The organism is Sphingobacterium ginsenosidimutans (assembly GCF_039536865.1).
Lineage (GTDB): Bacteria > Bacteroidota > Bacteroidia > Sphingobacteriales > Sphingobacteriaceae > Sphingobacterium > Sphingobacterium detergens.
In genome coordinates this window covers 594,327-615,755 of sequence record NZ_BAAAZK010000002.1, presented here as the reverse complement: position 1 = coordinate 615,755, position 21,429 = coordinate 594,327, and the positions used below count along the sequence as shown (strand labels likewise).

The 21,429-nt window shown below is 38.3% G+C and carries 17 protein-coding genes; 6 read left to right on the top strand and 11 right to left on the bottom strand.

The window, feature by feature from the left end:
- Positions 1–3 precede the first annotated feature (3 nt).
- A complete protein-coding gene (tsaB, locus tag ABFX33_RS02445) occupies positions 4–705 on the top strand; it encodes a tRNA (adenosine(37)-N6)-threonylcarbamoyltransferase complex dimerization subunit type 1 TsaB (RefSeq protein ID WP_346084085.1) in 702 nt (233 codons plus the stop codon).
- Here tsaB and ABFX33_RS02440 read toward each other — a convergent pair.
- Positions 700–1,605 (bottom strand): CorA family divalent cation transporter, encoded by a 906-nt coding sequence (locus ABFX33_RS02440; protein ID WP_346084083.1) that lies wholly within the window; start codon positions 1,603–1,605, stop codon positions 700–702. The two genes, tsaB and ABFX33_RS02440, sit on opposite strands and share 6 nt — an antisense overlap.
- A 167-nt stretch (positions 1,606–1,772) precedes the next feature.
- Entirely contained in the window at positions 1,773–2,390 is a 618-nt protein-coding gene (locus tag ABFX33_RS02435; protein WP_259187027.1) for an OmpH/Skp family outer membrane protein, read from the bottom strand.
- A 191-nt stretch (positions 2,391–2,581) separates the two neighbouring features.
- On the opposite strand from ABFX33_RS02435, the gene gyrB reads away from it, so the two are divergent.
- The 4 genes from gyrB to ABFX33_RS02415 all read left to right on the top strand — a co-directional run bounded on the left by gyrB (position 2,582) and on the right by ABFX33_RS02415 (position 10,719).
- Complete coding sequence (gene gyrB, locus ABFX33_RS02430) at positions 2,582–4,540, top strand: DNA topoisomerase (ATP-hydrolyzing) subunit B (protein WP_346084081.1); 1,959 nt, start codon at positions 2,582–2,584, stop codon at positions 4,538–4,540.
- Positions 4,541–4,754: 214 nt separating this feature from the next.
- Complete coding sequence (locus tag ABFX33_RS02425) at positions 4,755–6,734, top strand: ComEA family DNA-binding protein (RefSeq protein ID WP_346084079.1); 1,980 nt, start codon at positions 4,755–4,757, stop codon at positions 6,732–6,734.
- Positions 6,722–8,821, top strand: coding sequence for a ComEC/Rec2 family competence protein (locus ABFX33_RS02420; RefSeq protein ID WP_346084078.1), 2,100 nt, complete (start codon positions 6,722–6,724; stop codon positions 8,819–8,821). Before ABFX33_RS02425 ends, ABFX33_RS02420 begins: the two co-directional genes overlap by 13 nt.
- Complete coding sequence (locus tag ABFX33_RS02415; RefSeq protein WP_346084076.1) at positions 8,818–10,719, top strand: RecQ family ATP-dependent DNA helicase; 1,902 nt, start codon at positions 8,818–8,820, stop codon at positions 10,717–10,719. The genes ABFX33_RS02420 and ABFX33_RS02415 overlap by 4 nt, the downstream gene beginning before the upstream one ends.
- Here ABFX33_RS02415 and ABFX33_RS02410 read toward each other — a convergent pair whose 3' ends face one another.
- The 6 genes from ABFX33_RS02410 to ABFX33_RS02385 form a co-directional block, all read right to left on the bottom strand.
- Positions 10,720–11,559, bottom strand: coding sequence for a sulfurtransferase (locus ABFX33_RS02410; RefSeq protein WP_346084075.1), 840 nt, complete (start codon positions 11,557–11,559; stop codon positions 10,720–10,722).
- A gap of 98 nt (positions 11,560–11,657) precedes the next feature.
- Complete coding sequence (rpsA, locus tag ABFX33_RS02405; RefSeq protein ID WP_120259601.1) at positions 11,658–13,589, bottom strand: 30S ribosomal protein S1; 1,932 nt, start codon at positions 13,587–13,589, stop codon at positions 11,658–11,660.
- Between the two features lie 236 nt (positions 13,590–13,825).
- The gene (locus ABFX33_RS02400; RefSeq protein ID WP_120259602.1) at positions 13,826–14,794 is read right to left on the bottom strand and encodes a YihY/virulence factor BrkB family protein; all 969 of its coding nucleotides are present in this window, start codon (positions 14,792–14,794) and stop codon (positions 13,826–13,828) included.
- A gap of 1 nt (position 14,795) precedes the next feature.
- Complete coding sequence (locus ABFX33_RS02395; RefSeq protein WP_257093057.1) at positions 14,796–15,203, bottom strand: acyl-CoA thioesterase; 408 nt, start codon at positions 15,201–15,203, stop codon at positions 14,796–14,798.
- Complete coding sequence (mltG, locus tag ABFX33_RS02390) at positions 15,203–16,243, bottom strand: endolytic transglycosylase MltG (RefSeq protein ID WP_346084072.1); 1,041 nt, start codon at positions 16,241–16,243, stop codon at positions 15,203–15,205. The genes ABFX33_RS02395 and mltG overlap by 1 nt, the downstream gene beginning before the upstream one ends.
- Before the next feature lie 97 nt (positions 16,244–16,340).
- Positions 16,341–17,342 (bottom strand): PASTA domain-containing protein, encoded by a 1,002-nt coding sequence (locus ABFX33_RS02385; protein WP_346084070.1) that lies wholly within the window; start codon positions 17,340–17,342, stop codon positions 16,341–16,343.
- 116 nt (positions 17,343–17,458) lie between these two features.
- On the opposite strand from ABFX33_RS02385, the gene ABFX33_RS02380 reads away from it, so the two are divergent.
- A complete protein-coding gene (locus ABFX33_RS02380) occupies positions 17,459–18,469 on the top strand; it encodes a D-alanine--D-alanine ligase (protein WP_346084068.1) in 1,011 nt (336 codons plus the stop codon).
- A 52-nt stretch (positions 18,470–18,521) separates the two neighbouring features.
- Here ABFX33_RS02380 and ABFX33_RS02375 read toward each other — a convergent pair whose 3' ends face one another.
- The 3 genes from ABFX33_RS02375 to ABFX33_RS02365 form a co-directional block, all read right to left on the bottom strand.
- Positions 18,522–19,730 (bottom strand): serine hydrolase, encoded by a 1,209-nt coding sequence (locus ABFX33_RS02375; protein WP_346084066.1) that lies wholly within the window; start codon positions 19,728–19,730, stop codon positions 18,522–18,524.
- A gap of 44 nt (positions 19,731–19,774) precedes the next feature.
- A complete protein-coding gene (locus ABFX33_RS02370; RefSeq protein WP_346084064.1) occupies positions 19,775–20,269 on the bottom strand; it encodes a dihydrofolate reductase in 495 nt (164 codons plus the stop codon).
- A 72-nt stretch (positions 20,270–20,341) separates the two neighbouring features.
- Positions 20,342–21,163, bottom strand: coding sequence for a thymidylate synthase (locus ABFX33_RS02365; RefSeq protein ID WP_120259609.1), 822 nt, complete (start codon positions 21,161–21,163; stop codon positions 20,342–20,344).
- Positions 21,164–21,429: the final 266 nt, after the last annotated feature.

Genomic DNA, 21,429 nt, shown 5'->3' with positions numbered 1-21,429 from the left:
ACGATGAATAATTTAATTTTACAAATTGATACCTCGACCAGCGTTTGTTCGGTAGCCTTAAGTGAAAATGGACAGACATTAACTGTGCTGGATCTTGATGAACCTAACGCGCATGCTGCTAAACTGACTGTTTTGATCGAACAGGTTTTGGCTGAAACAGAACGTTCTATGAAAGAGCTTACAGCGATAGCGGTAAGCATGGGCCCCGGATCTTATACAGGATTGCGTATTGGGGTGTCTACAGCAAAAGGCCTTTGTTATGGTTTAGATATACCTTTGATTGCGATCAATACGCTTGAAGCATTGTTTTTTGGATACCACGAACAATTTGGATTAAAGGAAAAAGAAGCTTTTATACCCATGCTGGATGCGCGTCGCATGGAAGTATATTCTGCAGTATATGACCATAAGCGTGAACTTGTAAAACCTACTTCAGCAGAGATCATTGACGCTGATTATTTTGAAGAACTGTTGACTACATACAATTGCGTTAATCTATTTGGTTCAGGTGCTGATAAATTTGATACATTTTTTGATACAAACGATCGGGTGAATGTGCATTTAGGGTTTCGAGATTCTGCTGCGTTTTTATCACAATTGGCGTTTGATAAATTTCAAAATAAAGAATTCGAGGATGTTGCCTATTTTGAGCCTTTCTATCTGAAAGACTTTGTGGTAACGACAAAGAAAAAGGTTGGCTTATAGCCAACCTTTTCTTTTGAACCATAAGTAAATGGCCATCGAAATAACAATCATGATTGCCATAGCAATGGGGTAACCATAATACCATTCCAGTTCCGGCATATTTTTAAAATTCATTCCATATACTCCCGCCACAAATGTAATCGGCATAAAAAAGACTGAGAAAATCGTCAAAATACGCATGATTTCGTTCGTGTGATTTGATGATATATTAAAGAATACGTTCAATAATTGCGCAACATTCTCAGATAAGTTTTCATACAATGTCGAGGTGCGTATTTGAAGATCTTTTAAGTCCCGCGTATATACGTCTTTTTTGGAGGACGAATGGAAATGTTCGATGACCTCCTTATATAAAAAGATGACCTTTCTGGCGACATCTATTTGCCGTTTGATGAAATATAGATTTTTCAGTACAGGTTGTTGCTTCATACGTTTCAGAAAAATCAGTTCCTCATAAGAATCGATACGTGTTGACAGTTGTTCCAATGTTTTACTGAAAGTGAAAACCGCAGCTGTGGTAATAAATACAGCCAGTTTTCGACTATTTTTAGTCTTTATACTCGTAAACTCAATGTTTTTGAGCTTCTCTAAAAATTCAATACGGCGTTTATGTACAGTGATTACAAAATCGCTGCCATAGAAAATCGTTAGGCGATCTGTTACTTCGCCTATACTGTCCGAATTCTCTTTGAAATTATCAGACATGACCCGGAGAATAACAAACGTGTAGTTTTCAAATTCTTCAATTTTAGGGAGATGATCTGGTTCCTTGGAATCCTTGATGGAGGCATCATTTAGATTATATCTTTCCTTGATGAAAGTAAAATCTTCCGAGGTAGGCTCGGAGATATCAATCCATTCATAATTTGCGATTTCTTTTTCAACAATCGTTCTGATCATAAATCTAATTTATACAAAGACAAGATACTAAACAATTTTGTTTGTTGCCAATATCTGCAGAACGAGGGGGGAGTGGGGTTGCTTTTTAATTGGCAGGTCTGGGTGCTTAATAAATCAAAAAAGCCATCAAATGTTATGATGGCTTTCCTGATATTATTTTAGTCTTCTTATTTGTTGGAAGATTTGTATTCGTCATTTAACTGTTTGATTACTTCATTGGTGATTTCCAGCGAAGGGTCAGCATACAATACAGTAGGGTTGGATTTTGAGTAAGTCAGTACAAGTTTATAGCCGTTATCTGCAGCATGTTTTTTCAAAAACTCAGTGATTTTATTATACACGTTGTTGAATTCTTCTGACTCATCTTTAGCGAGGGATGAAGAAGCCGTCTGATCCAATCTTGCCAACTCATCTTGTTTACGTGCTAATTTTTGTTCGGTAGCTTGTCTATCTGCAGCAGACATTGTAGCAGCATTTTTTTGGTAGTCAGCAACCTCACGTTGAAAAGCAGCACTTTTAGCTTGAAGATCAGCTTGTGCTTTTTTTACTTTGTTTTCAAGCTTTGACTTGATGTCTTTAAAATATTGATATTTTTCCGAAAGAGAATCAGAATTTAAATAAACGATTTTATCCTTATTACTGCTTTGGCTTTCTTTGCTTACAGCATTTGAATCATTTTTGGAAGGTTCATTTTGCGTTTTTGCACCTTGATTACATGATACGATTGTCCCAGCCAATAAAAGACCAAAGGAAACTTTCGATACAATTGAAAATATAGTGTTCATTTTTTTATTATTTGCAAATTAATACTGAAACAAACCTAACATAAAAAAATCGAAATTCTAATTTTTAAGCATAAAAAAGTAAAATTATCGACCATTTGATTGTTTCGGATTATCCGTTTAATACTTCACCGTAGACTTGATAAATCGGCCAAAATTTCGTATTTTTGAATATTACATTTAACAGTTTTTCAATGAGCGAAGAAAAGAAAAATGCATCCACCTACTCGGCCGATAATATTCAGGTATTAGAGGGTTTAGAGGCGGTTCGTAAGCGTCCATCCATGTATATTGGTGATACCGGTGTAAAAGGATTACACCACTTGGTATACGAGGTTGTAGACAATTCAATCGACGAAGCTGTAGCAGGGTACTGTACAGATATCTTTGTTACTATCCATAAAGACAATTCAATTTCTGTTCGGGATAACGGTCGTGGTATCCCTACCGGAATCAACAAAAAAGAGAATAAATCAGCGTTGGAACTCGTTATGACGGTATTACATGCTGGTGGTAAGTTTGACAAAGATACATACAAAGTATCTGGTGGTCTACATGGTGTGGGGGTATCTTGTGTGAACGCATTGTCTACACTTTTGAAAGCTGAGGTACATCGCGATGGAAAAATATACCAACAGGAGTATCAAATCGGTAAACCTTTATACGATGTTAAAGAAGTTGGTGTCTCTGATAAGACAGGTACAATTGTAACATTCCATCCGGATGCAACCATATTTACACAAACCACGGTATATAATTACGATACTTTGGCCAATAGACTTCGTGAGCTTGCATTCTTAAATAAAGGGGTAAGCTTAACTTTGGAGGACGAGCGCGAAACTAACGAAGACGGTTCAGAAAAGAAAGAAACTTTTCATTCTGAAGGTGGTTTGAAAGAATTTGTCAAATTCTTGGATGGTACGCGTCAAGCATTGATTCCTGAGCCAATCTATGTCGAGGGAATCAAACAAGGTATTCCTGTGGAGCTGGCTTTACAATATAACGATACTTATTCTGAGAATGTACATTCTTATGTCAATAATATCAATACGATCGAGGGTGGTTCACACGTAGCGGGTTTCCGCAGAGGTTTGACACGTACCTTGAAAGCATATGCAGATAAATCAGGGTTGCTTAAAAACCTAAAAGTCGAAATTACAGGCGATGATTTCCGTGAGGGATTGACTGCTGTCATTTCAGTGAAGGTTGCTGAGCCTCAATTTGAAGGACAGACAAAAACCAAGTTAGGTAACTCCGAGGTAATGGGAGCGGTAGATGTGGCTGTTGGTGAGATTTTAGGTGTTTACCTTGAAGAAAATCCACGTGAAGCAAAAGCGATTGTTCAGAAGGTTGTCATCGCTGCTCAAGCGCGTGCAGCAGCACGTAAAGCGCGTGACCTGGTACAACGTAAAACTGTAATGGGCGGTTCAGGGCTTCCTGGTAAATTGGCCGATTGTCAAGATAATGACCCTACCAAATGTGAGATTTATTTTGTCGAGGGGGATTCTGCGGGCGGTACAGCGAAGTCTGGTCGAGACCGTAAGCACCAAGCCATTATGCCGTTACGGGGTAAGATCCTGAACGTTGAAAAAGCAATGGAACATAAGATCTATGAAAATGAAGAGATCAAAAATATGTTTACTGCTTTAGGGGTAAGCGTTGGTACTGCTGAAGATGCCAAAGCACTCAACCTTGAGAAACTGCGTTACCACCGTATCATTATCATGACCGATGCCGATGTGGATGGTTCCCACATTACGACTTTGATTCTGACATTCTATTTCAGATACATGAAAGAATTGATCGAAAGAGGATATGTATATATCGCTACTCCTCCTTTGTACCTCGTGAAAAAAGGTAAGGAACATGAGTATGCATGGAATGAAGACCAACGTATTAATGCGATCCAACGCCTAAAAGGAACAGGTAAAGAAGATAGTGTACACGTACAGCGCTATAAAGGTCTCGGTGAGATGAATGCGGAACAACTATGGGATACAACAATGAATCCTGAAACGCGTACTTTGCGTCAGGTAACTATTGAAAATGCTGCTGAATGTGACCGTATTTTCTCGATGTTAATGGGAGACGAAGTTGCTCCTCGTCGTGAATTTATTGAGAAAAATGCACGTTACGCAAAAATTGATATCTAAGCACAATTTTATAACGTAAAAAGAAGGTCTGATGAAATTTTCATCAGACCTTTTTTTTATTTCAATTTATTTTCTAACTTAATATAGAGGAATCATTTTTCTGCCGGGATAAATGCTTCTTAAACCAACGGATAGCCAATATTTAATAGAACCTATTATGAAATATTGCAGCAAAATTTTGCTCTTTATAGGTTGTTTTATTGGAATAACCTGTATGGCGCAAACAAATGAAAAAATGAACCTTGAGGAGCTATTTGAAAGCTTATCGGAGGAACTACCCGAAGACACCGATTTAAGTGATTTAAGTGAAAAATGGACCTATTATCTAAAAAATCCGATTGATCTGAATAAGACTGATGGGACAGAACTAATCGAATTACAATTTATAGATCCTTTACTGTTACAACGGTTGATTGAGCATCGTCAGGTTTCTGGCAACTTTATCAATGCCTTGGAGATCCAGTCCATTGAAGGTTTTAATCCACGGATCGTGAGCTTATTGTTGCCTTTCGTTAAAGTCGGAGAGGCTAGTCCATTTACGGGAAGCAAATTCAATGATTTATCACACGAAGTTATGTTGCGATATGGACGGACCCTGGAGAAAACAAAAGGATACCAAATTATAGATACCACAAGATCCCGGTATCTGGGAGATCCCAACCGATATGCCATTCGATATCGGGCTAATCTAAAAGATAAAATTCGCTTAGCAATTAATATGGAAAAGGATGCTGGTGAGCCATTTTTTAAGGATAAGCAAAAATTGGGATTTGATTTTTATGGAATAAGTTTATTTGTTAAGTCTATTGGTCCAGTTCGCAACCTTGTCATTGGAGATTATGCATTGCAATTTGGTCAGGGACTTAACATGTGGAATGGTTTGAGCTTTGGCAAAGGTGGGCTGATACAGAATACCGCCAGACAGGGAATCGGAGTGAGGCAATACACCTCATTAAATGAGGTTAATTTTATGCGTGGAATTACTGGAACATTACAGCTGCAGCGATTTGAGATCACACCATATTTTTCATACCAGAACATCGACGCGAATGTATCCGATAATATAGAATCTAGGGTCATTAAGTCGACTGCGAAATCAGGATTACACCGAACGCCAACTGAGCAACGCTATAGAAATGCCGCACATCAAATGACTTATGGGGTGAATATCTTATGGCGATATAATCGTTTCAAAATCGGAGTCAATTTCAATCGATCTCAATTAGATGCGATTAAGCTCAAAGGGACGAGTAAACGACAGCAGTATGATTTCGAAGGCGACATGCTGCAAAATATAAGTCTATATACAAACTATACGTTCCGAAATGCTCATCTATTTGGAGAATATGCCAGTAGTCTAGATGGTGGATCGGCTATGTTATTGGGGTCAATTGTCAGCTTACACCCACAGGTATCCACAGTTGTTCTTGTTCGGAATTATAGAAAAAACTACCATACTTTTTATGGACAGGGTTTTGGTGAATCGAGTAACACCTCAAATGAAGAGGGAATTTATGCCGGGCTTACCTATCAGTTGGCAAGAAAGTTAGTTTGGTCCAGTTACATTGATATATTTAGATTCCCAGAAGCTAAATATCAGGCCGATACCGGATCTGTAGGTGCAGACATTTTTAGTCAACTCAGTTATATATGGTATAAGAAAGGACAACTCACGTTGAGGTACAGAAATCGACTAAAACAGACAGATTATTTAGGAGAGGGGCAAACTGAATCAGGACTGGTGAATAGCTCAAAACAACAGGTACGCTTAGAGTTTCAATATAAATTGAATCGTATCTGGACTATTCGTTCTCGAGTTGAAGCTAATTTATTCCAGAAAGAATATGAGGATAATAGTCTAGGCTATCTATTTTATCAGGATTTCTTTTGGAAACCCGATGTTGGAAAAATTCAATTGAATTCACGGATAGCCTATTTTCAAGCTGATACTTATGATAATCGGATCTATGCTTATGAGAACGATGTGTTATATGCTTCAGGATTTGGAATGTATAATATGAAAGGCTGGCGTACATATTTGAACTTAAGGTATAGAATAAACCATAATCTTGATATATGGGCAAAGTATGGTGTTTATTATTACCCTGATAAAGAAGTCATCGGTACAGGATTGGATGAGATCAGCCGTAATAAAAAGTCCGAAATCAAGCTGCAATTGAGATGGCAATTATGAAGGGATTGAGTTTTTATCAAAAGCTGGAACGAATTCCTATACTAAAAATTGCGTCGGTTTACGCTATTGGACTCTTTACAGCTCCAGCGTTAAAGCTCTCACCTGTATGGTTTCAATACCTGCAATATAGTTTGTTCTTGTTGACAGGAATAACCCTTTGCTGCTATATACTCAAAGGAAAGGTCTTTAAATATAGCTATCTTATCGGATATTATATGCTGGTCCTGTTATTTGCTTTGTGGCAATTTTGGCGTAATGACCCACTTTATCTTAGAAATCATTTTTCACATTTTGAGTTGGATAACTATGTTGTGGAAATTACCGAGGAGCCTAAAGCTAAGTCCGGTGTCATTCGATTCTCAGCTGAAGTAATAGGCGGTTATAGCCCGGGACGTTTTATAGCAACCACCGGCAAGATTATGATCTCTTTAAAATCTACAGCAAAAAGCCAGTTTCAATTTGCCGATCGCATTTGGTTGGAAGGTAAAATGGTAAGTGTACCTCCGCCATTGAATCCACTCGAGTTTGACTATAAAGAACACCTGGAAAGAGCCGATATCTATCATCAAATTTTCTTACGGACGGATAGCTATACCATAATCGAAAAAGGAACTTATCAATCCGCTGATGTTACTGGTATGGCGCTAGAAACACGGCGGTATTTTTTAAAAAAAATGCGGAATTATTTTGAAAAAGAGGAACACTTCTCCATTGTAGCTGCTTTGATTTATGGTTTTCGTAATAATCTTGATGAAGATACCATAAGAGCATTTACAAACACAGGAACGGTACATATTTTGAGCGTTTCTGGAATGCATGTGGCAGTGCTTTTCAGTTTTTTATCACTTGTGTTTAGATATATTCCCTGGCCGTTAATGTTGAAGTGGTTGCCTGTTGCAATAACATTTTCCGTTATTTGGATTTATGCTTTTATTACAGGGTTAGATCCACCTATTACCCGTGCAGCTATTATGATAAGTTTTGTTTTATCCGCACAATATTTTAAACGAAATAGTTCGACTTTAAATGCGCTAGTAGCTGCCGCAACAGTAATATTGCTCTGTGCCCCGAAAGCGATTATGAATGTAGGATTTCAGCTCTCATTTTTGGCGGTTTTAGGCATGATATTATTTTTGCCAATTTTTGAAAAAATGATTGTTGCAAAAAATTCGGTACTGCGTTTTTTTAGGGATACCGTTGGTATCTCTGTAGCTGCACAAATTTTGACAACACCACTGACGCTCTATTATTTTGGACAATTTCCTACCTATTTTTTACTGGCTAATCTATTGGTCGACTTCCCTTCAACATTAGCAATGTATCTGGGTTTTGTGATGACGATCAATCCTATTGATTGGTTAAATGAAATTTTGGGAATCCTCTTGGAAAATTTAATCAGATTTATGCTTTATTGCCTGGATTCCATTGATCATTTGGCCTTTTCAACTATCAAAATCAATATCATTGACAATGGCCTCCTTTTCCTTTCATATGCGGCTATTTTTTCGTTTTTATATGCCTATCAATGGAAAGACAAAAAGTATCACTATTTGGGGCTCCTTTGCGTGACTGGGATCATGATCATAGATATCAACCAACAGATGATAAATAAAAATATGGAGCGATTTCGGGTATACAATACGAGAAGTGAACTAACAATAGCTTATTTTAAGAATAGACGGGCTGTAATTTATAGCACTTTTGATTCATTAAATCATAAAGCCCTGCAATATGCTTGCGGTCGGGAAATTCAGGTATTGACTACTGATGACAATATTCAATTTATTCCATTAAATGGTAAAGCTATAAGGAATAATTATTTAATAGAACTACCCATAGGAAAAGTAGTCGTTATGGAGCATTTTGAAGACACACTACCACAAGCAGATCTATTGGTCATTAGGAAGAATGCTATTCATAAACTATCTGCTGCAGTACATATAATTTCACCCAAAGAGGTTATCCTTGATGGTTCCAATTCACTGAAAAAATCGTTACAAGCTGAAGTCATACTGGACAGCTTGCGTATAAAGAATTATATCATAAAAGATAATTTTGCGTATGTTTGGGATAAGGAGAGCTTATGACTTTAGATAGCATATCAATCTTAAGGCAATATTGGGGTTTTGAATCATTTCGACCATTACAGGAGGAAATTATTCAGTCAGTTATTTCTGGTAAAGATACACTTGCCTTACTACCAACAGGAGGGGGGAAATCCATTTGTTTTCAGGTACCGGCATTGATGATGGAGGGAATCTGCATTGTGGTGACACCGTTGATCGCGCTGATGAAAGATCAGGTAGAACATTTGAGGAAAAATGGGATCCAGGCAGTCGCTATTTATTCGGGAATGAAAAAGCGGGAAGTGGATATTACCTTGGATAATTGTGTCTATGGAAAAATAAAGTTTCTTTACTTATCTCCTGAGCGATTGTATAATGATCTTGTCAGGGAGCGGATCCGATTTATGAACGTCAATCTATTCGCTATCGATGAAGCGCATTGTATTTCTCAATGGGGTTATGATTTTAGGCCACCTTATCTGGAGTTAGCGAAACTGAAGGAGCTCCATCCTAAAGTGCCATTTTTGGCGCTGACAGCAACCGCCACTGAACGGGTTATTGTCGATATACAGAAGAAACTCAATTTTCCGCAGGAGAATGTATTTGTCAAAAGTTTTCTTCGAGATAACTTAGCCTATATGGCGATTGAGGAGGAAGACAAAATGGGGCGGATGGTGCGTATTATTCATAAACTGGGTGGATCAGGTATCGTGTATGTTCGAAATCGGAGAGAAACGCAGGAGATAGCACGTATTTTAATTAACAATGGAATAGCATCAGACTACTATCATGCGGGGCTGCCTGGACAGGAGCGTGATCAGAAGCAGAATGGCTGGATGACTAATGCTGTTCGTGTTATCGTTGCTACAAATGCTTTTGGTATGGGAATCGATAAACCTGATGTTCGTTTTGTCATTCACCTGGATCTGCCTGATTCGCTGGAAGCTTATTACCAGGAAGCTGGTAGGGCCGGACGTGATGGTAAAAAAGCTTATCCAGTTATTCTTTATCAAAAGAATGATGAAAAGAAACTTGTTGATAGCTTGGAAGCCAGTTTTCCGGATGTCACTTTCATCCAACAGACTTATCATTATCTCTGTAATCATTTCCAGATTCCCTATGGAGCGGGCGAAGGTCTTACGATAGATTTTGATGTGGTTACGTTTGCCAAAAAATATCAATTGCCTTTGGTACCGGTCATGAATGCATTGAAATTTTTGGAACGCGATGGTTGGTTGACATTGTCAGAAGCGTTAACGATACCCTCACGTTTCAAATTTGAAATTGATAGTACAGAATTGTACAAGGTTCAAGTGCAATATGTGAAATATGATAAATTGATTAAGGCGATTTTACGTACCTATGGTGGTGTTTTTGAGAATTATATACTAATTAATGAATATGAATTTGCAAACAAGCTTGGCGTTCCATACGGTCGGGTGGTAGAACTGCTAAAATCATTGGAAACATTGGAAATTGCGAGTTACCTTCCTTCTACGGATGCACCACAGCTGACGTTTTTGCAAAATCGTGTTGACTACAAACACCTGTACATCGATCATATCTTTATTCGCGACCGCCATCAAGTCAAAGGGGAACAAGTCAATGGAATGATAGATTATATCGAAAAATCCCATTGTCGCAGCCAGTCCCTGCTGCTTTATTTTGGCGAAAAGAATGCGGGCTTTTGTCAGGTATGTGATCTCTGTTTAATGCGTATCCATAAAGAAAGCCAGCGGGCTAAAATTAAGGAAGAGATAAAAAACAGCCTGTTGTTGGGACCTAAAAGTCTTCACGATCTGATTGACAGTTTGACTCTTGGAACTGAAAAAAGAAGAATAGAGATTGTCCGTGACCTACTGGATGCCGAAGTAATTCGTCTGGAGGACAAGCTCTATTCCTGGAATACTTTATTTTGATTATTTTTCTATTGGGAGGTTAAGTTCTTCTCTGCCCCATTCAGACCAGGAACCATCGTATACACGTATGTTGGTGTGACCTGAGATATACGATGCAAAGGCGAGGATAGAGGCTGTTACCCCTGAACCACAGGAAAATATGTATTCATTTCCTGGTGTTTTAAATTGATCAAACTGCTGCTTAAGTTCATCAACTTGTTTATAATAAATACCATCAAGCAAATCTTCGAAAGGCAGGTTTTTAGAATGGGGAATATGTCCACCATTAAGGCCTTTTCGGGGCTCCGCAACTAAGCCGATAAATCTTCCTTTACTTCTAGCGTCAAAAATACTTACTTCTGGCGCCTTATAATGTGCTAAGATATACTCTTTGTCAGCGTAAAGGTTTTTTTGAAAATGTGCTTTATAATTTCCCGTATTGTGCTGCTGCTTGTAACTGTCTGTTAGTTCAAATTTATTTTTTTTCCAGGCAGGAACTCCTCCATTTAAAATATAGACCTGATCAAACCCCATTACTTTAAACATCCACCAAGCGCGTGGACTGGAATAAACTCCCCATCTGTCATATAAAACAACAATACTGTTCTGATCAATTCCCAATGCTTGAGCTTCTGTTTCAAACACCTGTTCAGATACTAAAGTATGTGGCAATTTAGCAGCGTGGTCAGAGAATTTCCCTTCGATATCAAAAAATAATGAATTTGGAAGTAATTCTAACTTTGCGTCTTTTAAAGATTGACCGACCTTATCGATGGTGCAGTCTAGTAGGATTACATTTCCATTTTGGACCAATGTATCCTGAAGTTCGGATGGACTAATTAAGGCTGATTTGAATAACATAACAATGATCTTATGTATACAAAATTACAAAGCAGACCTTTAAAAACAAAGAGGCTGTTCTTTGGGAACAGCCTCTTTTTATGGATTGAAAATGCTAATTACTTAGCGTTTTTGTCATTTTCCATTTGCTCTTTCAATTGAGCTAACACGTCTAAGTCGCCTAAAGTAGATTTTTCAACAGAATCTTTTACTTTTTTAACAGCTGAAGACTCAGCTTTAGCGTCTTTTTTACGGTTGCTAGACTCTTCTTTGCGAGCTTCTTCTTTCTCTTCTTCCCAAATACGAGAGTGAGAAATTACCAAACGTTTGTTCTCTTTGTTGAACTCGATGATTTTGAATGAAGTTACTTCATCAACTTTCAATGAAGAACCGTCTTCTTTAACAGAGTGTTTAGAAGGACAGAAACCTTCAACACCATATTGTAGCGCAACGATATCACCTTTATCACCAACTTTGATCACAGTACCTTCGTGGATAGAACCTTCAGTGAAGATTGTCTCGAAAGTATCCCAAGGATTTTCTTCCAATTGTTTGTGACCTAAAGATAATTTACGGTTTTCTTCATCTAATTCTAATACAACTACTTCTAATGTCTCACCAACTTTAGTGAATTCGTTAGGGTGGTTGATTTTTTTAGACCAAGATAAATCAGAGATGTGGATCAAACCGTCGATACCTTCTTCTAACTCAACAAATACACCGAAGTTAGTCATGTTTTTAACAACAGCTGATTGTTTAGAACCAACAGGGTAACGCTCAGTGATGTTTTTCCAAGGATCTGGAGTCAATTGTTTGATACCTAAGCTCATTTTACGCTCATCACGATCTAAAGTTAAGATTTGAGCTTCGATCTCGTCACCAACTTTTAAGAACTCTTGTGGAGAACGTAAGTTTTGAGACCAAGACATTTCAGAAACGTGGATCAAACCTTCAACACCTGGGATGATTTCTAAGAAAGCACCGTAATCAGCAACTGTTACGATTTTACCTTTAACTTTAGAACCAACTTCTAATGCTGTATCTAAAGATTCCCAAGGGTGTTCAGATAATTGTTTCAAGCCTAAAGCGATACGTTTTTTCTCATCGTCAAAGTCTAATACAACAACGTTGATTGTTTGATCTAAAGCTAAAACTTCTTTTGGATGCTCGATACGACCCCAAGAGATATCTGTGATATGCAACAAACCGTCAACACCACCTAAGTCGATGAATACACCGAAGTCAGTGATATTTTTAACAGTTCCTTCTAATACTTGACCTTTTTCTAATTTAGCAACGATCTCAGATTTTTGGTTTTCTAAGTCGTTCTCAATTAACACTTTGTGTGATACGACAACGTTTTTGAATTCGTGGTTGATTTTTACAACTTTGAATTCCATTGTTTTACCTACGTATACATCGTAATCACGGATCGGTTTGATATCGATTTGAGATCCAGGTAAGAAAGCTTCAACACCTTTGATGTCAACGATAAGACCACCTTTAGTACGGCTCTTAACGAAACCAGTAATGATTGCATCATTTTCCAATGCCTCATTGATAGCTTCCCAAGATTTTTGAGTTTTAGCACGTTTGCGAGAAAGTACTAATTGACCGTTAGCATCTTCTTGAGATTCAACGAATACGTCAACTTTGTCACCAATTTTTAATTCTGGTAAGTCACGGAATTCGGATAAAGAAACTAAACCGTCAGATTTGAAACCAACATTTAAGACAACGTCTTTGTTGTTGATAGAAACGACAGTACCTTCAATAATTTCACCTTGGTTAACTTGGTTGAAAGTATCTGCGTATTGTGCTTCAAGTTTAGCGCGTTCAGCTTCGCTATAATTTCCGAAACCTTTATCATTTGCATCCCAGTCAAATTCACCTTCTGGTGTGATCCAAGTGTTTGATTTGATTTCGTCGATTAAGTTTGAATCAGCTTCTGATTCAATTTTTTCAGTGTCTTTCACTACTTTAGTGTCAGCACCTTGTAGCTCTGCGTTTTTCGCTGCTAATTCTTTTTCTGCTTCTTGTTTTTTTGCCATTAATTAATTTTCTCCTTTTTCCTACGTTGTAGGAGTTGCAAAGGTACAAAAAAACTTTTAATGCAAAATTTTATTTTTCTTATTTTATTGAAAGACTTTCAGTTATCCCCTAGGCATAGGTTGCTGCCGAACAACTTTGTTCTGAGTGGGCTCAGGACAGGATCTTTCAATGGTCAGAATAGGAGCGGGGCAACCCTTATTGTATTCTTTTTGACTGTTCGTTGTGACTTGTCGTGCTATTCGTTATCTTTTTTAAAGGAGTTGAAGATCCGCGGCTTGGCGATCACAATAGTTTGCTTGGATAATGCTATTGCAGCATTTAACTCATAGCCCAATAATAATATTAGGGTATTGAGGTAGATCCAGAGCATAATGACGATCAGCGTTCCGATCGAACCATATAATTTATTATATGCACCAAAATGGTTAATATAGAATGTGAAAATCGAGAAAGTCAAAATCGCTAATATAGTGGCCATGGAGGCTCCGGGGCTAAATAACTTCCACTTGTTTGATGTAGATGGACCAAACTTATAAATACAGCTCACTGTAAAGAAATAAATTGCGAAAATAATAATCCATCGAGAGAGCTTTAACAAAGTCGCCCACATACTGGATTTAATGCCCGTAGTTTCCTTTAGATAATCAATCGTTACACCAGCAATTGTAAATACAGTCATCCCGACGGTGAGGGCAAAAATAATAAGAAAGGCTAACGTCAGTGCAACGAACCTTTTTCTTATCCAAGGTCTTTTCTCTGTCATTAAGGAAGCTTTATTGAAAGCATTCATTAATGAGGCCATGCCATTTGTCGCAAAATATGCTGCGAAAAGAAAACCGAAGGAAAGGAGCCCTCCATTCTGGTTTTTAATAATATCCTCGAGGGTGGTTTCAACGACAAGGAATGCATTTTTAGGAATGACAACCGCTAAAAAATCCAATAATTGCTCCTGAAAGTTGTTGATTGGAATATAGGGAATTAATGTAAATAGAAAGATGATGCCAGGAAATATAGCCAATAAAAAACTATATGATAATGATGAGGCCTTGCTGACGATTGAATCTCTGGCGAGCTCCTGAAAGAAAAACACCGCTACAGTATAAAGGGGAAGTGAACCAAATCCTGGTAACACAACCCGTTTACTCCATTCGATTAATCTAAAATAAGGTTCAAAATTTAATAGCCATTGGTGGAATTTCCCCATATCAATTAAAATATTTACTCATCTTATCCTGAAAGATCTGTGGCGGCATACATGGTTTGTTCTTTTCCATATTGACAAATACCAACGTTGTCTCTCCTTGATTGAGTAACTCACCACTTTCGTTAAAAAGTTCATATTCAAAAATAATACGGATCGCAGGTTTCTTACGAATCGTTACCCGGATCGTTATCAGATCATCATATTTACCTGGTTTGAGATATTTTGTTTTCAACTCTGTGACAGGGAGCATAACGCCCATTTCTTCCAGTTCTTTATAAGATATCCCTGTACTTCTCAGCATCTCAGTCCTTGCTATCTCATAAAAGGCAGCGTAATTGCCATAATAGACATAACCCATTTGGTCTGTTTCTGCATAGCGAACACGAATCTGATGGTCAAATACAAACATTATTTCTTGATATTTCTGGCGTCTAGGGCTTGTTGGAATTTTCGCGCATTCACTAGATGTTCTACTTCTGTTTTTGCAAAATTATGATAACCTGAGAAATCATCTTTTGCACACATATAGATATAATCATGTTGCTTAAAATTCAGAACCGCATCAATAGCAGCAATACTCGGGATAGAAATAGGTCCCGGAGGCAAGCCTCTATAGATGTAGGTATTGTAAGGGTTATCCATTCTTAAATGCTTATTTAAGACCCTTCTGATCGTAAAATCATTGTTCGCAAAGATTACTGTTGGATCAGCTTGTAGGAGCATGCCTTTTTTTAGACGATTTAAATATAAGCCAGCGATCATGGGCATTTCGTCTTGGTGCAAAGCCTCGCCTTTAACGATGGAAGCCAATGTACTCACCTGTTGTGGGCTTAGGTTCAGTGCTTTTGCTTTAGCAATACGATCTGCATTCCAGAATTTTTTCCACTCATCATCAAAGCGGGCAATAACCTTTTCTGGACTCGTGTTCCAGTAAATTTCATAGGTATTTGGAATGAAAATTGAAATCAGGTTTTCTTTGGTAAATCCAAACTTTTGGGCTGTAGCTTCATCATTCAGTACTGCAATAAATTGTGCTGAATCAGCCTCAAAGCTTTTGCCCAATAATGCAGCCATATTTTCTTTTAGCCTTACATTGGCAAATCTAAATTTCACAGGTTCCTGATAGCCACCGATTAAGTTACCGATCAAACGTCGGTTGTTCATTCCGGGAGTTAATAGGTAGCGACCCGGTTTTACACTTTGTTCGTATTTCTTATATTGGGCAGCACGTTCGAATGAAGCGATATCATCCAAAAGACTAGAGTCTTGAATTGATTTGAGGACATCTTCATACTTTGCGCCCTCATGGATATAGAGGTACTTCTTCTCTCCAGAAACGTTTGAGGCAAAGAAAGCCTTATAAAATGTCCATGCAAAATACCCACCGACGAGGATGACGATTAATGCAATAATTTTTAACCAACTTGGTATTCCTTTTTTATTTTCCATCAGAATTACTTTTTTATATCTGTGATGAAACCTTCATGAACCTATGACTCATCTTTTATACAAATGATCTATGGCTCATGAAGGTTTCATAATAGCTTTAAAAGCCTAGACTATTTGCTTTATTTTCCTTTTTTTGCCCCGCTGTAGGCGCTGTATTTGAAGACTTGGCGGGAGGGGTGTTTGTTGTCGTTTTTGTCGTAGTAGCGGGCTTCGGCGCAACGGGCTTTGCGGCAGGTGGGTTCGACTGCGTCGGAGTTACCTGGGGTTTGGGTACAGTTGTAGATCCCGGTGTACCTGTTGTCGGTGAAGGCGCTGTCAACGAAAGTGTCACGTCTATTTTGGCGCCTAAGCTCGTTAATCCCTTTTCTACCCCCGGAGATTGCACACTGATCACCGCTGTTGTTGTATCGGTTACGTTGGGATCGTAGGTTACTGTTCCCAAGCCAAGTCCGGCACCAGAGAGCGCAAATTTAGCTTCGTTCAAAGGCAGTCCGATCAGATTGGGGATTTCAACTTCATTCGCCCCAAGACCATTACCGAGGACAAGATCTATCCGTGAACCTTTTGGAATCATTCGGCCATTTCGGATGGACTGACCCGCAAATTGGGCATCCAGAACAATATCTCTAGCAATATCAGCAACATAAGAAGTGTCTCCTATTTTAAGATTATGATTTTTCAGGATAGCTGTTGCTTCGATCAGGGTCTTATCTTTAATATTTGGGAAAGAGACTTCTGGAGCCACCTGTGTGATAATGGTCAGATAAATTGTTCGGGCAGATTTCACGTGAAATCCCTGCTCGGGATCTTGTTCGATCACCAGACCGGGTTTGGCATCCATCTGATAAACGGAGTCAATTTGATATTCTAATCCGGCATCCTCCAAGGCTTGGATGGCTGCGTTGATATGAAGTCCCTTTATTTTCGGAACCGCAATAGATTCATCATGCTTAGTATATATTTTCAGCCCCACATATACGGCAAGAAATAGGCAGACTATCGCGATGAATGCGGCAATGAGATTTTTTCTGAACGTGGGTGTCTGAAGATATTGTACGACTTTGGACATTACTGTGTTTGATAAAAATGAATTCTGCATAGAACCGCAATATTGAAGCCAATTTTGCAGAATGGTTAAATAAAATTATTCCTCACAAAATTATTCGTTTTTCCGTGTATAGCAAATTATATTTGCTATTCGAATCGCTAAAATTTATGAAAGCAAAAATAGCATTAATAACTGGAGGTTATACAGGGGAGGCCGAAGTTTCTTTTAAAAGTTCTGCCTTTGTCAATTCCCAACTCGATCATGACAAATACGATGTGTACCTGATTACCATATCAAAAGACACATGGTTTTATACAGATAAAGATGGACGGCAGTATCCGATCCTGCGCGAAAGCTTTACCTTACCATTAAATGGAGAAACAATAAGTTTTGACTTAGCCTTTATTATGGTTCATGGCGTACCCGGAGAGGATGGAAGACTACAGAGCTACTTTGATTTGCTGGATATTCCTTATACTTCATGCGATGCACTGACTTCAGCTTTGACGATGAACAAGGGCTATACAAAGGCGATATTAAGTGATATTCCTGAATTGTATCTGGCCAAGTCTGTTTTATTATTTGAATCACAACGAGCGGAAGCAATCAATACCGTAGAAAGTAACCTTTCCCTTCCGTATTTTGTGAAGCCTAACGCTGGTGGAAGTAGTATCGGAATGACAAAGGTGAAAGAATCGGCTCAACTGCAGGAGGCTATTGACAAAGCGTTCGATGCCGAGAATACGGGGAAGCAAGTGATCGTTGAAGAATTTGTTACCGGACGTGAGTTTTCCGAAGGGATTTTCCGTAATGCGAAAGGCGAGTTGGTCGTGTTGCCCGCAACAGAGGTTCGTACAACACGTGAATTTTTTGATTTTGAAGCGAAATATATCCCTGGCTTGACTGAGGAAATTACACCCGCAGACCTGACGACAGAGCAACAAGAACGTGCTGCCCGTATTCTGAAGGAAATTTATGTTAGGTTGAATTGCAAAGGTATGGTACGCGTGGACTTTTTCCTCGAAAATGATACCGATAAGTTTTACTTTATAGAGATCAATACAATTCCTGGGCAGACAGCACAGAGTTTTATCCCGCAGCAGGTGCGTGCCTTTGGTATGAAAGAAGGTGATTTCTATGGTGAATTGATCGAAAGCGCTTTATTATCCGCTAAATAAAATAGATCATTTCTAACACAAAGGGGCTTTCAATTTTTTGAAAGCCCCTTTGTTATTTTCTGAAATCAAACTTGGATAAATCAGGTTTGATTTTCTTTGTTCTCTTTAATTCTTCCTGATAGATAAGCTGTCCAATGTTTTTCAAAAATGGATAGGTGACCGCCTCATATTCATAAATACCGTCATTATAAATACCGTTTTCATTAGACTGGACAACGACGGCAAGGAGAAACTCTACGCCATGTTCAAAATCTACAATATAAGCGTTATCAATATTATAACCATAGGAGTCACCATACTTATTGAAAATACGGATATTGGGGTTTAGCTTTGCACTTTTTTCGCGTCCATAGAAAAGTAATTTGCTATATGTTGGCCAAAATTCTGTCGAATCATATTTTGGGAAATCCGATTCAAATGGATAACGTGACATATAATCATAGAGTAGGGTATAATCCTCTTTTTGTAAATTAAACCTGTCTTTGCTTTTGAATGCTTCTGGAAAAAGTAATTTCTTCAAGATCAGCTGTTGATCCGCTAGTGCATAAACGTTTAGCCCTTCAAAACTCCATGGTTCGTGGATGAGTTCATCTTTATCATTCATGTAACCTTTCCCTTGAAGTATATTGGCTAACTTGATATCATAGTCTTTGGGATCGAATTGTTCTTTTTGCTGATAGATAATATGGTCACCGTTATAGAAGGTGAAGGGATTGGTATGTTTAGCCCAGATTCCCTTGTCACCTATAGCAAGGCGGTTGACAATTCGACTGTACTTGGTGCCATATTTTTTGAGTTTTGCATTTAGTTCAGCACGGCCAATAAATTCGAACAGCCTGTTTTGGGCATCATTGTCACTGGTCAATAATATTTTTTTTACATACTGAGCAATTGACGGAAGACCATTAACGGCAGATTCGTCCACGGATACTTTGGTTTGTTTTTCAAAAGCAGAGTCAATGCGTAGAGGTGTTTCTTTTGTAAGGCCCTTAATATGTAAATCATTGATTTTTTCCAGAGCCAAAATCGCAGTCGGCAGTTTCACGGTACTCGCCGGATAGAAATACCAATTGGGATTCAGTCGATAACTATAAGACCTGAAGTGTGGGATATTGGATTTATCACGATCAATTTGAGTGTAGAGGATCTGTACTTCATTCTTTGTCGGATGATTTAATATTTGTTGGAATAGATCAGGACGACTCTGAAGTAATTTTTCCAAGTATATGGTATCTATCTTTTGAGCGTATGTCTTGGACATAAGTAAAATAAAAACAAGAGATAAATATTTTAACATTTCAATGATTATTTTCTTGTATACACTTCAAAGGTATAGTTGAATGCATGTTTATCATCTGCCTGATGCGGTTCTGCGGAAACCAGTTCCCATTCGTCCGATGATAGTTCGGGAAAGAAAGCATCTCCTTGAATCGTTGTGTGTACACGTGTCAAAAGTATCTTGTTTGCCAATGGTAAAGCCTGTTGATAGATATTTGCTCCACCGATGATAAATATTTCACGCTCGTCACGGCAATATAAAAGAGCCTCCTGGATACTGTTGGCAACATCAATATCCTCTCCCTGAAAATTAGCATTACGCGTGATGACGATATTTCTTCGATCGGGCAATGCCTTACCGATGGCTTCAAAGGTCTTTCTGCCCATCAGGACAGAATGCTCAATGGTGTTTCTTTTAAAATATTTAAAGTCATTTGGTAAATGCCAAGGCATCTGATTATTGATGCCGATCGCATTGTTTTCCGAGGCAGCTACGATTAATGTGATCGTTGGGTTACTCATTTTTGTGTTGTGTAGATTAGTTCTGTTGTGTAAAATGATGTTGCGTATTAGGACAGCTTCTTAAAGGTTTTCCTAAACTGCAACAGGGGCTTTTATATGAGCATGAGATTCATAATTCAGCAATTCGAAGTCTTCGAATTTGAAATCAAAAATATCTTTCACCTCTGGGTTTATCTTCATTTGTGGCAATGGCTTTGGATCACGGCTCAACTGTAGTTCCGTTTGTTCAAAGTGATTGCTATAGATATGTGCATCGCCCAATGTATGGATAAATTCAGCGGCTTCCATATCACAGACTTGTGCCACCATCATCGTCAACAGCGCATAAGAGGCAATATTGAAAGGAACACCTAAAAATATGTCGGCGCTACGTTGATAAAGCTGACAGGATAATTGCGGCTTCATAATCCCCTTCTCAGGCTGTGCTGGTGCTACATAAAATTGAAAAAAAGCATGACAAGGGGGCAAGGCCATGTTTTCGATTTCAGCAACATTCCATGCCGATACAATAATGCGACGGGAATCAGGTGAATTTTTCAACTGGTTGATAACCTGTGTGATCTGATCGATATGACGACCATCAGGTGTTGGCCAAGAGCGCCATTGCGAACCATAGACAGGGCCTAGGTTTCCCTGTTCGTCAGCCCATTCGTCCCAGATACTCACCCCATTTTCTTTTAAATACTGAATATTGGTTTCACCTTTTAAAAACCAGATTAACTCGTGAAGAATTGATCGCAAGTGCAATTTTTTTGTTGTTACTAGCGGAAATCCTTCCTGAAGGTTGAAACGCATCTGATATCCAAAGACACTTTTGGTACCTGTCCCGGTACGATCCGTTTTTACAACACCATTCGTATATACGTGTCTGAGTAAATCTAAATATTGTTTCATCTGTAATTTATTTATTAAACGCTTAATATTTGAGGTTTGAATATGTATGTTCTGCTGCTTATATGATAGGTGTGTGCTTTTTTACATAGCCTCCTATATCAAAATTGCATTAAACCATAGCCAATGGATGCTGTATCTGCCTTTAGCTATAAAATTTAAATTCTCTAGTGCATCCAACCTTTCAAGATAGTCAAAACTAAGGAAAATCCTTATAACGAGAAAGTCAAAACTTAAAATGATAAGAGGGGTTACTGAAAAAAAATGTA